Here is a 14,276-nt window from a genome sequence, read left to right on the forward strand (position 1 = left end):
TAATTTGATACTTTAAAAGCGGTCTGGACGAGACTCGAACTCGCGACCCCCTGCGTGACAGGCAGGTATTCTAACCAACTGAACTACCAGACCGTTGCTTTATTGCTTGCCTTACTTTTTCTGTTAGGCGAGGGCAAATATACCACCGTTTTACAATCTTGCAAACCTTTTATGGCTTTTTTTCGTCAAAAATTTTCATTCTTTAACCAATCTTTTGTCTTTCAAGCAAGTAAGTGGTAAGAATTTTATCGAAATTTCGATTAATATCTGCCTGCACATAATTAATCTTATACCTCGCACATTCCAGCTTAATAGCATCAAAGTATTTTCTAACCTTACGCTGGTAAGTGTCTTTTATATTTTCAGAATAAAGATCTATATGGTTTCCGGTTTCCACATCGGTAAAACGCCTGGGTACATTATCAAAATCAAAATCCATTTCTCTCCTGCCATCTATTACATGAAAAAGCACAACCTCATGTTTATTGTACTTTAAATGCCGGAGCGCCTCAAACAATTCCCCTTCCCCGGCATCAGCCTGCAGCATATCTGTAAAAAGCAAAACCAGAGAACGCTTCTTCAGCTTTTCCGCGATCTGGTGCAAATATTTATAAGTATTCGTAACTTTTCCCCCGGAGGGCTTAGAAAGCAGCTCTTCCAGAGTATGTAGCAGCATGTGATGGTGCCGTTCACTGCCCTTTTCGGGTGCATAAAATTCGTAAGTATCACTGTAAATGCTTAATCCCACCGCATCCCGCTGCCGCTTCATAATTTGCATGACTGCGGCCGAAGCCAGCACTGCAAAACCTGCTTTATTCAGCGTTTCTACAGATTGCTCTTTTAAATTGGGATAATGCATAGAAGCCGAATTATCCACAATAAGATGGCACCTTAAATTGGTCTCCTCCTCATAGCGTTTAGTATAAAGCTTATTGGTGCGGGCAAAGAGCTTCCAGTCGATATGCTTGGTACTTTCCCCGTTATTATAGATCTTATGCTCGGCAAACTCCGCAGAAAAGCCATGAAACGGACTTTTATGAATGCCCGAAATATAACCCTCCACCACCTGCCTCGCCAGGAGGTCTAGATTGGCAAAGCCACCGCTTTTATGTATTTCCCGTTGTAAATCCATAGCTCGATTCCTATTGCAGAATATAAATAAAAAAGGCCTGATTTTTACAACCAGGCCCTAATAAAACTATTTTTTGATCCTCCTATAATAACTGATCGATTGCTTCAGCATATGTATTTTTAGGAGCAACGCCAACCTGGCGTCCAACTACTTCCCCGTTTTGAAAAACAAGAACTGTAGGTATGTTTCTCACCCCATATTTTGCGGCAAATTCCTGGTTGGCGTCCACATCAAGTTTCCCCACAACGGCTTTACCTTCGTATTCCTGACTAATTTCGTCTATAATCGGGCCTACCATTCTACAAGGTCCGCACCATGCCGCCCAAAAATCGACCATTACAGGTTTATCGCTCTTTAAGACTTTTTCCTCAAAAGTCGCATCTGTTATTTCAATTGCCATAATATGTTATTTTGATTCGATTTTATACAATACGTAAAAATAGTCAATTATTTCTGCAAAACTTACAAGCCTTGTATCATATTTAACTATTTACAGATTGGCCATTTTTATGTGGCGGGTCCTCCGCTACGCTGCGGCCGGGCTTTACGCGCTATCTGCCCCTCCTTACGTCGGGCAGGATAGCCTGCTGCAATCCCTACCCGAAACCCCACCGGCCTTCGGCCACCACAACTTCAAAAAAGGGGAGGAATCACTATTGCATTCCGCATTAAAATATTTCAAATAAAATACAACTACAGAGAATTTTACAAATGCCAAACCACAACCTGCGATCCCTCAATCCAAAAATGTCCGTATTCAACTTTCAAACAAGCCCAAGGAGCAACAGACAATATACACAACTATGAGAGCTTTTCAGAAAACATCAACTTCGCCTAACATACCTTTCAACACTAAACTATGCTCAAAAATGCCAATTTTGGACCCATAGTAACTCCGAACAAAGAACTACGAATTAATTCAACTTATAATTTACCTGCTCCTCTTCCAGCGCCTCAAGTAATTCCTGAGAGATTTTTACTTTTTGCCGCTTGCTGGGCATGTGCAGCTTCACCTGCTCCTTCATTTCGTACACCACAAAATTAAGTTTATGATCGCCCCGGTGAGTTCTAAAAAGATCCTTTAAAAGGGCTATTTTCTCCTCTTTAAGATCGTTTATATCCAGCTGGATAGTAAGCTTCTTCGCATAAGTATCCATAAGGTCATGCAACAGCTGAAAACTGTTAAACTGAATTCGGGGATCTCCTTTTTTTCCCGTTTCTTTATTGGTCCAGCCTTCCTTTATATAGGCTTTTATGTGTACAAAAGAATTAGGCACCAAAAAATGCCTGAACTTCAGGTATTCTTCCCCAAACATTCTAAATTCGTAAGTCTCGTTATAATCTTCCACAAAAAATGTGGCCCAGCCTTTGCCCATTTTTGACGTCCTGTGCTGCACATCACTAATAACGCCTCCAAAAGAAAGTTCGCGGTTTACAAACTTTTCCATTTCATTAAAATCGGCTAAAGTAGCATTGCAAAAGTATTGCAACTCCTTTTTAAAGTCATCCAGCGGATGCCCGGAAATATAAATTCCCACCACTTCTTTCTCTCTCCGCAGCTTTTCCATAGTACCCCAGGCTTCACAAGGCGGCACAGTGGGTTCGGGAATTTGTACATCGCTGGCTTCCCCAAACAGGCTCACCTGAGAAGAATTTTCATTCTCCTGGAATTTTGCGGCAAATTTAATCACCTTTTCCAAAAAGCTCATTCCGTCCCCGTCATCATGAAAATACTGTGCCCGATGGGTTTCTCCAAAGCCGTCAAAGCCACCCGCCAGGGCAAGGTTTTCAAAAGCTTTTTTATTGGCAGCCCGCAAATCTATTCTTTTAGCCATATCAAAAATGGAGCGATAAGGACCTGCTTCGGTTTTACGGTTCTCTACTATAGTGGCTACCGCACCAGCTCCTACCCCTTTTATCGCACCCATTCCAAAACGTACGGCATAATCTTTATTAACCGAGAATTTATAATACGATTCATTTACATCGGGACCAAGCACCTTCAGCTTCATTCGTTTACATTCTTCCATAAAGAAGGTGACCTGTTTAATGTCGTTCATGTTATTGGAAAGCACTGCTGCCATATATTCCGCAGGATAATGAGCTTTTAAATAAGCGGTTTGATAGGCTATCCATGCGTAACAGGTAGAATGGGATTTGTTAAAAGCATAGGCGGCAAAAGCTTCCCAGTCTTTCCAAATTTTCTCCAGTATTTCCCGGGGATGGCCTTTTGCTTCACCTCCATCCAGGAATTTAGGCTTCAGCTGTTCCAGCAATGCAAAAATCTTTTTCCCCATCGCCTTTCGCAGCATATCGGCATCACCTTTAGAGAAACCTGCCAGCTTTTGCGATAGTAACATCACCTGTTCCTGGTAAACCGTAATTCCATAAGTTTCCTGCAGGTATTCTTCCATATCAGGCAGGTCATATGCAATCTCCTCATCTCCATGCTTACGGGCAATAAAACTTGGGATATATTCCATTGGGCCAGGACGATACAATGCATTCATGGCAATGAGGTCATCGAACACCGTTGGTTTAAGATCCTTCATGTGCTTTTGCATGCCGGGAGATTCATATTGGAATATCCCTACCGTCTCTCCTCTTTGGAAGAGCTTGTAGGTTTCTTCGTCATCAAGCGGGAAATTATCAGGATCCAGATCTATATTATGACGGCCCTTTACAATTTTTACGGTATCCTTAATTAAAGTAAGGGTTTTTAATCCCAGGAAGTCCATTTTCAATAATCCGGCGCTTTCCACCACCGAGTTATCAAACTGTGTTACATATAAGTCGGAATCCTTGGCAACCGAGACCGGCACATAATTAGTAATATCCCCAGGAGTAATAATCACTCCACAGGCATGAATACCCGTATTTCTAACCGAGCCTTCCAGGATACGGGCCTGGTTAAGAGTTTGCGCTTCCAGATCGTCTCCTTCTGCTATATTGAGAAGTTCATTGATCTTCTCCATATCTTCACTGCGGAATTTCTTCTTCAATTCCTTCTCGTCTACTCCAAATATTTTCCCCAGCTTGGTATTCGGAATAAGTTTGGCGATACGATCGGCATCCATTAATGGCAAATCCAATACTCTCGCTGTATCCCGAATGGAGGATTTTGCAGCCATGGTTCCGTAGGTGATAATTTGCGCAACCTGATTGGCACCATATTTTTTGATCACATAATCCATCACCCTGCTTCTGCCCTCATCATCAAAATCAATATCAATATCGGGCATGCTCACCCTGTCGGGATTCAGAAAACGCTCAAAAAGCAGGTCGTACTTAATAGGATCGATATTGGTAATTCCAAGGCAATAGGCTACGGCACTTCCCGCAGCAGATCCACGTCCCGGGCCTACCGATACATCCATATTGCGGGCTTCCCTTATAAAATCTTCTACAATTAAGAAATATCCAGGATAACCGGTATTTTCAATAACAGAAAGTTCAAAATCCAGCCGCTCTTTAATTTCGGTTGTAATATCGGGGTAACGTTTTTTGGCTCCTTCAAAAGTTATGTGCTTTAAATAGGCATTTTCACCGCGTTTCCCACCATCTACTTTATCTTCTTCCACTAAAAATGTATCTGGAATGGTAAAGGCGGGCAACAAAACATCCCTCGCGAGCTCAAATGGCTCTATTTTACCTACAATTTCCTTTACATTGGAAATCGCTTCCGGCAAATCTTTAAAGAGATTTTTCATCTCCTCTGCCGACTTAAAATAATATTCCTGGTTTGGCAATCCATAACGGTAACCCCTGCCTCGGCCTATTGGCGTGGCCTGTTTTTCGCCATCTTTTACACATAACAAAATATCGTGTGCATTGGCATCTTCCTGTCTCCAGTAATAGGTGTTGTTGGTAGCAACAAGTTTGATATCATGGGTTTTGGCGAAATCAATGAGCACAGGATTTACCCGGTTTTCATCTTCCTGGTTGTGCCGCATGATCTCCATATAAAGATCATCACCAAATTGTTCTTTCCACCACAAAAGCGCTTCCTCTGCCTGTTTTTCCCCAACATTCAAAACTTTACTGGGAACTTCGCCATACAGGTTTCCGGTAAGGACGATCACGTCCTCTTTATATTTTTTGATAACTTCCCTGTCTATCCGCGGCACATAATAAAATCCTTCAGTATAGGCGATGGAAGACATTTTAGCCAGGTTATGATAGCCTTTCTTATTTTTAGCAAGCATCACAATCTGGTAACCATTGTCTTTCCTGGACTTATCCAGATGATTTTCGCAAACAAAAAATTCGCACCCCACAATAGCCTTTAATTCTTTGGCTTCTGCAGGCTGATTATTTTTAAGGGCTTCGGCATTTTTGGCTTTTACAGATTTATTATAAGTACCTACTTCTTTTACAAAGTGAAAGGCGCCCATCATGTTGGCATGATCTGTAAGCGCCACGGCAGGCATATTTTCTTCGCCGGCCGCCTTTACCAGATCGGGAATGCTAATGGTAGACTGCAATACTGAAAACTGGGAATGGTTATGCAAATGCGCAAATGGCACCTCATCCAGTTTTTCGAGGTTTTCTTCAATTTCTGCGGTAGTAATCTCATCAGCAGGCTTTTCCTTCTGAAGCTGTTTCCTTATTTCTTCGGAAGCTTTTTTAAGGTTGATGTGTTTTAAACCTATGAGTTTTATTGGCTGCGGATTGGCTTCTGAAAAATTCTGGAAATAATCTAACGGTACATCCAACTGTTCTTTGGTGAACATTCTTTTGCGCACCAGCTCCAGAAAACACCTGGTGGTCGCTTCCACATCGGCAGTTGCGTTGTGGGCTTCGGCAAAAGGTTCGCCAAAAAGGTATTCGTGAAGTTCGGTAAGCGTTGGCAATTTAAATTTCCCGCCACGGCCGCCGGGAATTTTACACATTTCAGCAGTCACCTCGGTACAGGTATCCAGGATTGGCAAATTTTGGAGTGAATTTTCCATTTGAAGGCGGAAGAATTCAGCCCCCATGATATTCACATCAAAACCTACATTCTGGCCCACTACAAATTTGGACTTATGGAGTGCTGTCTGGAATTTTTCTAAAACCTCATTTAGGGTAATGCCATTTTCCTCAGCAAGTTCAGTAGAAATTCCGTGGATTTTCTCTGCGTCATAGGGAATATTAAAACCTTCAGGCTTAACCAGGTAATCCTGACTTTCTATTAGCCTTCCCATCTCGTCATGCAACTGCCAGGCTATTTGTATACATCGTGGCCAGTTGTCTGAATCGGTTAAAGGCGCATCCCAACGCTTTGGCAATCCGGTGGTTTCGGTATCAAAAATAAGGTACATGCAAATCTGGTTTAAATCCCGGGAAGGTTAGTTGAAAGTAAAATTTACTTCTACAATTGTCGCTAAATTAAAGATAAATTGCTTCTTCCTAAAGCAAAATTTTAAGGATTTATTAACCATTAATAAGACATAAAAAAAGCCTCACAAACAGCAACCCGATGGCGCTTATTTGTGAGGCCTGATACGAACACTTAAACTACTACTACTTCAGTCAAACATTTGTTCGTATCTCTCTAATATTTGAAACAATTTAATCAAATTGTTTTTCAAGAATCTTAACCTTATTCAGAGATTCCACGATTGCATTTTTCTGTTTCATCAAAATATTACCGGTAGATGCAGGGACGCTGGAATCTTTTAAAATTTCCTCGTAATCTTTTACAGCAGCTTTTTCACCTCTCTCAGTTTCCTCCAACACTGCCTCTTCTTTATCTCCGGAGATTTTTGTTTTTAAGTTCATCCATGTTCTGTGGATATCTCCTGCAATGTCTGAACCTTTATCCGGTTTTTCTCCAAATTTGGCAATTTCTGCTTTTAGTTCGTGTCCAAAATCATATCTTTCCTGTGCCTTTGCTTTAAAAAAGGACTTCAATTCAGCATTTTTCACATTTTCCGCGGCAAATTTGAAACCTTTCTCTGCGTCGTAACTTTTTTCCAAAAGCTCATTCAGCTTTTTTGCAACTTCTTTTGAATAACTCATAGCTTTTTTCGTTTTTTGTTTTCACTAATATACAGACTAAACTAGTGATAACTGCCTATTTAACAGGGTTTAGCACTAATTAACTGCTTTTAACAGGAGGTAGATTTCATTCTTTAAAAACATGCTAAAATTCTAATGGGCTTTACAGTAAAATGAAGTCAACACTAACCAAAAATTTTAAATCTCTAAAAACTTGTGAATTATAAAAATGTAGTATCTTTGCAGCCTTATTAATAACCGGGGTCGGGAACCCCACAAATTAATTTTTATGCCTGTAAAGATAAGATTACAAAGACACGGTAAAAAAGGAAAACCTTTTTACTGGATTGTTGCCGCAGATTCGCGTGCAAAAAGGGACGGTAAATACCTTGATAAAATTGGGGTTTACAATCCAAACACCAATCCTGCCACAATAGAATTAGATGTGGATGGGGCGGTTAAATGGTTACAAAATGGGGCGCAGCCTACAGATACTGCCCGCGCTATCCTTTCTTACAAAGGTGCTTTGTTGAAGAAACATCTTGCTGTTGGGGTTCGTAAAGGCGCTTTAACCGAGGAAGAGGCTGAGAAGAAATTCCAGTCCTGGTTAGAGGAAAAAGAAGGCAAAATTGACGCCAAGAGAGAGAATTTAACCAAAGAACAACAAGCCGCCAAAGCAAAAGCTTTGGAAGCTGAAAAAGAAGTAAACGCCAAGCGCGAAGCTGAAGCTAAAGGTGCTGAAGAAACAGAATCTGCTGAAGCATCAACTGATGAAAACTACGAAGGAGCTGCTGTGACTGAAGGAAGCGAACCAGAGGCCAATGTAGAAAAAGAAGTTGATACTGAAACTGCAAAAGAAGCAGCTACAGAAGACAAAAAAGATGCTTAAGAAGCAAGCCGGCGATGACTAAAGAGGAGTGTTTCTATTTAGGAAAAATCGTTAGCAAATTTAGCTTTAAAGGGGAGGTGCTCATTAAGCTTGACACCGATGAACCTGAAATGTACACCGAAATGGAATCAGTTTTTGTTGAATACAACGAAAATCTGGTTCCATTTTTTATTGAAAGAAGTAATCTCCACAAAAGCACGCTGCTTCGTGTAAAATTTGAAGATATTGAAACCGAAGATGATGCTGAAGACATTATAGGTTGTGAACTCTATCTTCCCTTAACCATGCTGCCTGAACTGGAGGAAGACCAGTTCTATTTTCATGAAATTATAGGTTTTACAGTTATGGATGCCAATCATGGGAATATTGGAGAGGTAATGTCTGTTAATGACTCTACCGCACAAGCCCTATTCGAGATCAAAAAGGACGATAAGGAAATACTTATTCCAATGAATGATGAATTCATAGAAAAAGTAGATAAAAAGAATAAAATCATTTACCTTAATACCCCAGAAGGTCTTGTGGACCTTTATCTGGGCTAGTTTACCTCTCCCGGTTTTCTTTGTTGGAAATCCAGCAAAACCCTGCTTTGAAAATACTGGCTTAAAATTAGCCTCTACCTGCGGCTCCGGAGCATATCAGCAAACAAAACTCCTTTTACTCTGAACGCTCCTTTTTCTCGAAAAAGTTCCCAAAGTATATCAACTATGATGGTTATTGGTTATTATTATTATTTATTCATTGTTCATTTGGCCTTCAGCTTTAAAATTCTCGAAGAAACCGCATATTTCCACAGAAACATATAACCTACAAACTCCATCTTTTTTACTTTGAACGCTACTATTTCTAGAAAAAGTTCCGAAAGTATATCAGCTACCATTATTGCATATTGACCATTGCTTATCTATTTTTTGAAGAAATCCGATGGTCGTTAAAATCTTGTTATTTACAATGCTCTTAACGTGCATAGCGGCCGGAAATTTGGATATTTAATATAACAAGTGAGAAGTACTTTCAATGAAGTTTGAGAATAAAATAGCAGTAGTTACAGGTGCCAGCAGCGGGATTGGCAGGGCTATAGCAAAAAAACTATCGGCTGAAGGTTGTAAAGTAGCCCTTGCTAGTAGAAATCCTGAGAAACCGGAAGAATTACAACAGCAACTTCCTGAGAAGAGCATGGTGGTGGAAATGGATGTAAGCCTTACCGATAGCGTAGTATCAGGGTTTAAAAAGGTAAATCATGAAATGGGCGGTATAGATATACTGGTGAATTCTGCCGGAGTAATGCCCGTTACTTATATTAAAAACCGGCACCTGGACGAATGGTTACAAACGGTAGAGGTAAATCTTAAAGGTTGCCTGCGCTGCATTTATTCGGTGTTACCTAGCATGAAAGTTAAAAAAAGTGGCCACATTGTGAATATTGCTTCTGTAGAAGGGAAAGACATTTACAAAGGCGGGGCAGTTTATGGCGCGTCTAAGGCAGCTGTAATTGCACTTTCCAAAGCAATGCGTATGGAGTTATCTCCTGAATTTAATATTAGAGTAACTGCGATAGCGCCGGGAAATCTGGATATCAGCATAAAGAAAGATCATCCAGATGTAGGATGGCCAGAGACTAGAGATAAACAGCATGAGGCAGTGATAAATACGCAGCAAATTGCCGATGCCGTATTTAAGGCCCTTTTGCCGCCCGATATGGCCAGGTAAAGAAATTAAAGAAGCCTCAAGATACAGAATGAAATAAATTACTAACCTTAAATATTTTGAAATAATGAGTGATATATTATCCACAGGAGGAAAATTTTTAGCAAAAGGAGCCGTTTTCCGGGCAGGTAGAAAAGTTGTATTAAATGGAGGAGTCTGGGGCGCAGCCCTTGGAGCTGCTGCCGGGGTAGGTTTCCTGGCCTATAAGATTTTCAAGAAAAAGAATGAAGAAGATCTTAGCGAAAACTATAAAAGTGTAAAGGGGAAAAAGAAAATAATAGTTTAATATCCCTCTGAAAGTAGTATTGAACGCTGCCGGATTTTTTAATGTTTCATGGATTTCCCAGAAGGCATTAAAATTTCCGGCAGCTTTTTTTTAGAAAGCAGTATCTTTAATACAAATTACTTTTCCATGAAAAATTTTTTGATCCTGCCGGTATGCATTTTACTTTATTTACAACTGCCGGCACAAACAAATAATCCCGTACTGTTAAACATAAAAAACGGAAAAATTGAAGGGTATCACGATGCCCAAAAAAATTTGAATGTTTTTCTTGGAATTCCATTTGCAAAACCTCCTGTTGGAGACCTTAGATGGAAGGCACCACAACCCCTGGAAGCCTGGAATGGGATAAAATCCACAAAGAAATTTGGCCCATCGCCGGTTCAGGCTAATGTTTTTAGCGATATGGTTTTTCGACGGGACGGCCAAAGTGAAGATTGCCTTTACCTGAACGTTTGGGCGCCGGCAGGAAAAAGCAAGGAGAAATTACCCGTACTGGTATATTTTTACGGAGGGGGCTTTGTGGCAGGAGATGGATCTGAACCCCGCTACGATGGTGCAGCAATGGCACAAAAAGGAATTGTGACCGTCACTACAAATTACCGGCTTAATATTTTTGGATTTTATGCTCATCCCCAACTTTCCAAAGAATCTGAATACGGGGCTTCCGGAAATTACGGTTTGCTGGACCAACTTGCCGCCCTGCAATGGGTAAGGGATAATATTGCAGTTTTTGGGGGCGATCCTGAAAAAGTGACCATTGCCGGGGAATCTGCCGGGTCCATTTCGGTTAGCGCTCAAATGGCCTCGCCCCTTTCCAAAGACCTCATCGCGGGTGCCATTGGTGAAAGCGGGGCTGCCATAAAACCCACTCTTGCCCCTGTTTCTTTAGCTGAAGCGGAAGCTAACGGCAAACGGTTTGCCGAAAAAGCAGGTTATTCTTCCCTTGCAGAAATGCGTAATACCTCAACGGAAGAATTATTTGAAAAATATAAAGCTTCAGAAGGTTTTCGTTTCTCCAGCGTAATAGACGGCTACTTCCTGCCAAAACCTCTTCCGGAGATCTTCAGGAGTAGAAAACAGGCGCAGGTACCGCTCCTGGTGGGCTGGAATTCTGCTGAAATCCCCGGGACTTCCTTTATGCAGGGCCAGCCTTATTCCGAAGAAAATTATATCAATAAAGTAAAACAGGCTTATCCTGAAGATTATAAAGAAGTGTTGAAACTGTACCCGCATTCTTCCAAAGAGGAAATTGAACAATCGGCCACTGCCCTGGCTTCAGACCGGTTTATTGCCTACAGCACCTGGAAATGGTTTGACCTGCAGCGCAAGAACAGTGAAGAGCCGGTTTACCGTTACCTGTTCAGCAAAATAAGGCCACCGCTTAAAACCGCAGCAGCACGCCAAACCCAACCTGCCGGCGCAGCTCATGCTTCCGAAATTCCTTATTTCCTGGGAAATCTGGAACTCACAGATGAATATGCCTGGACTGCGGAAGACTACAAGGTTTCTAAATTAATCCAGCAATACCTGGCAAATTTCATTAAAACCGGAAACCCGAATTCCGAAGGGCTTCCGGAGTGGCCTTCAGCAAAAGCTGGAGACGCCAGCCCGCCGGTACTTATTATGGCCACCGAAAGTAAGGTTAAAGAAGCAGAAGATGATGCGCGATACCTGTTTCTGGATAAAGCCTATGGAAACGATTAATTTTTCTGTTTTTCCAGGGAAATAGCATTGATGAAAAAAGCGGTCCCGGCCTTTGCTTTAATTTCTATCGCTTTGACCGCTTTAACCTGCACTGTTTTCTTTATAAAATGAAAATCATCCGGATTCTCTATTTCCAGTTCCCGGCCGTTTACCTTTAAAACAAGATTTCCGGTTGAAGTTTTTTGGTCATTATCCTTTTTATTCAACTCGTAGGCAAGCCTTTTGTCTTTGCCAAGATTGGCGAAAAACAGCGCTACCTCGTAGGTTCCTTCAGGCACTTCAATAGTAAGATTTTGCACCTCGCCAATCCCGGTCTGGAACAAAGGATCATCTTTGGTATTCCTGATGTTAGTGCTGCTTTTTACCCGTTTGGCCTTTTCAGAAACATGCACTGTTTTTAATGCTGAAGCGGGAAGCCATTGGCTGTTTTCCTCATCGATAAAATAACTGTTACTGCCAAAATTTATCCCCAGCCAGTCACTGGCGGAAAAATTCGGTTTTTGCCATTCCAGCTTTAGGCTATCCTCCAGTTCCCCTTCCGTATTCAGCACTTCAATTTTATTTTCGCCCTCACTAAGCTGAAGTCCTATTTTTACAATTCCCTCTTCGGGAACTTTTTGCGCTATTTTTTCACCATTCAGCTTTATAATTACTTCCTGGTTGGAAATAATCTTTAAAATCTTTTCCACGGAAGTGCTTATATGCAACGGCTCGTTCCGGTAAATCCTGCTGAATTGCTCCTCTGGCCTAAGCATAGCCTCGTACCAGTAATAGATATTTTTAGGGCTTCGGTCATAATTTACCAAACCTTTCTGATTAATATGCGGCATGGCATCTCCGCGAAATTCCGATCCAAAATCGGCAAAATTCCAGGCGGTCATTCCTATCACAAAATCCCTTGCCAGCACCTGCTCCAGGTAACCCTGGTGATACAGGAGCTGATATTCTTCGGTAAAATCAAACTTTTCAGGGGAAATGCTGTGTAGCCGGGCATCTGCTCCCACACCATATTCAGAAATTATAATCGGCCGCTCCGGGTATTTCTCATGTTCCTTATCCAGAAACGGCCCCAGGTCTTCAATTTTGCCATCATACCATCCATAATAAAGATTCCAGCCCAAAACCATTGGCAGGCTGGTAATTTTGGTTTCATTATAGATCTGGTTCCCGTGAATGGCCATAACCGTAAGGTGCTTCGGTGCAAGCTCACGGGTAAGATTTTCCAGTTTCCGGGCCAGCTTTAAAGTGTGTTCTATAATAGCATTTTTTTCATCAGCTTCAGCATTATCAAATACCATCCTGATAAAAATTTCATTCATATAGCCAATAAAGATGAAAGAAGGATGATTGTAATTTTGGGCAATATGCTCCCGTTGCATCTGCAAAGCATTTTTCTCATAGGCTGCGTAATCTTCTGCCACGGGAACTTTATTGATTACAGGGATCTCAGACCATAAAATTAGGCCAAGGCTATCGGCAGCCTTATAAATTTCCTGGTCCTGCGGATAATGCGCCAGGCGTAGAAAATTTGCGCCCATTTTTTTGATATTTACCATATCCTGCAGCTGCTTTTCCACAGGAACGGCATTGCCATAACCCGCCCAATCCTGATGCCTGTTTACGCCAATAAGTTTTAACTCCTCGCCGTTTAATTTAAATCCTTTCACCGAAGTTTCAAATTTCCGAAACCCGATCTTATGGGAATAGGTATCCATTGTTTTTGAAGCATGGTTAAAAATGGCAATTTTAAGTTCATATAATTTCGGGTGATCGGGCGACCACAATTCTGGTTGTGAGACCGGAAAATTGAAACTGAAATTTGTGATACTCTCTATTTCTTCGGAATAAAATTCCCGCCCTTCAGGATTAAAAAGAGAAATTTTTAATTGCAGCTCCTCCTTCCGGGTATTTTCGATTTCCCCTGAAAGCCGGACTTCAGCATTCATTTTTTCATCCACTACGGGCTGAATTTTTACCGCGTCTGTTCCATATTTCTTCTTAAAATGAATTTTATTTTCTGCCACCAGCCATACTTTCCGGTAGAGCCCGCCATAAAAAGTGAAATCAGCATCCAGGGGAGGAATGCTTTCGTCATGCGCGTTGCTTAGCTCCACTCTTATTTTATTTTCCCCCGGTTTTACTGCGGAAGAAACCGGAATTTCAAATGCGGTATAACCTCCTTTATGCATTCCAACCTCCTGATGGTTTACATAAATTTTCGCATCCTGATTTGCTCCCGCAAACCGGAGATAATAGGCCCGGGAAGTATCTTTTATACTAATAATTTTCTCATACACCGCTTTGCCCCGCCAATAGCCTGGCTCATCATCAAAAGCATCCTTGCTATTCCAGGTATGCGGAAGGTTTACCTGTTGTATTTCGGGATTTTTTTCAGAAGAAAATTGCCAGGTCTTTAATTCGGTTTGCTGGGCAGTAACTGCGGAAGAAAAAAGCAGGAAAAGAATCAGAAGTCGGTGCATTTTAGAAATATTTGCTTTCAATTTAAGCAAAATAGCTTTAGTTTCTTCTGAAGAAGATATAAGGCATCATCAAAATTTCCACCTGAGAAACCATTG

10 protein-coding genes and 1 tRNA gene are annotated in these 14,276 nt (G+C 41.3%); 5 read left to right on the top strand and 6 right to left on the bottom strand.

The window, feature by feature from the left end:
- Window positions 1-19: 19 nt before the first annotated feature.
- The 5 genes from AB8M93_RS01480 to AB8M93_RS01500 form a co-directional block, all read right to left on the bottom strand.
- Window positions 20-93, bottom strand: a tRNA-Asp gene (locus tag AB8M93_RS01480).
- 109 nt (window positions 94-202) lie between these two features.
- Window positions 203-1,132 (bottom strand): DUF58 domain-containing protein, encoded by a 930-nt coding sequence (locus AB8M93_RS01485; RefSeq protein WP_373055850.1) that lies wholly within the window; start codon window positions 1,130-1,132, stop codon window positions 203-205.
- Between the two features lie 82 nt (window positions 1,133-1,214).
- A complete protein-coding gene (gene trxA / locus AB8M93_RS01490) occupies window positions 1,215-1,532 on the bottom strand; it encodes a thioredoxin (RefSeq protein ID WP_311532822.1) in 318 nt (105 codons plus the stop codon).
- A 514-nt stretch (window positions 1,533-2,046) separates the two neighbouring features.
- Complete coding sequence (gene dnaE, locus AB8M93_RS01495; RefSeq protein ID WP_373055851.1) at window positions 2,047-6,435, bottom strand: DNA polymerase III subunit alpha; 4,389 nt, start codon at window positions 6,433-6,435, stop codon at window positions 2,047-2,049.
- A gap of 250 nt (window positions 6,436-6,685) precedes the next feature.
- Complete coding sequence (locus AB8M93_RS01500; RefSeq protein WP_373055852.1) at window positions 6,686-7,135, bottom strand: ferritin-like domain-containing protein; 450 nt, start codon at window positions 7,133-7,135, stop codon at window positions 6,686-6,688.
- 268 nt (window positions 7,136-7,403) lie between these two features.
- On the opposite strand from AB8M93_RS01500, the gene AB8M93_RS01505 reads away from it, so the two are divergent.
- From AB8M93_RS01505 to AB8M93_RS01525, 5 genes are all read left to right on the top strand, one after another.
- Complete coding sequence (locus AB8M93_RS01505) at window positions 7,404-8,003, top strand: 30S ribosomal protein S16 (protein WP_373055853.1); 600 nt, start codon at window positions 7,404-7,406, stop codon at window positions 8,001-8,003.
- 14 nt (window positions 8,004-8,017) lie between these two features.
- Window positions 8,018-8,545: a ribosome maturation factor RimM gene (rimM, locus tag AB8M93_RS01510; protein ID WP_373055854.1), complete on the top strand. Its 528-nt coding sequence runs from the start codon at window positions 8,018-8,020 to the stop codon at window positions 8,543-8,545.
- Between the two features lie 475 nt (window positions 8,546-9,020).
- Complete coding sequence (locus AB8M93_RS01515; protein WP_373055855.1) at window positions 9,021-9,713, top strand: SDR family oxidoreductase; 693 nt, start codon at window positions 9,021-9,023, stop codon at window positions 9,711-9,713.
- A gap of 64 nt (window positions 9,714-9,777) precedes the next feature.
- Window positions 9,778-9,996 carry a hypothetical protein gene (locus AB8M93_RS01520; RefSeq protein WP_373055856.1) on the top strand — a complete coding sequence of 73 codons (219 nt, stop codon included), beginning with the start codon at window positions 9,778-9,780 and terminating at the stop codon, window positions 9,994-9,996.
- Window positions 9,997-10,122: 126 nt separating this feature from the next.
- On the top strand, window positions 10,123-11,700 hold the full coding sequence (locus AB8M93_RS01525) for a carboxylesterase/lipase family protein (protein WP_373055857.1): 1,578 nt from the start codon (window positions 10,123-10,125) through the stop codon (window positions 11,698-11,700).
- Here the strand turns inward: AB8M93_RS01525 and AB8M93_RS01530 are convergent.
- The gene (locus tag AB8M93_RS01530) at window positions 11,697-14,180 is read right to left on the bottom strand and encodes a glycoside hydrolase family 2 protein (RefSeq protein ID WP_373055858.1); all 2,484 of its coding nucleotides are present in this window, start codon (window positions 14,178-14,180) and stop codon (window positions 11,697-11,699) included. The genes AB8M93_RS01525 and AB8M93_RS01530 overlap by 4 nt on opposite strands.
- Between the last annotated feature and the right edge of the window lie 96 nt (window positions 14,181-14,276).

This window comes from Autumnicola aciditolerans, from assembly GCF_041679265.1.
GTDB lineage: Bacteria > Bacteroidota > Bacteroidia > Flavobacteriales > Flavobacteriaceae > Autumnicola.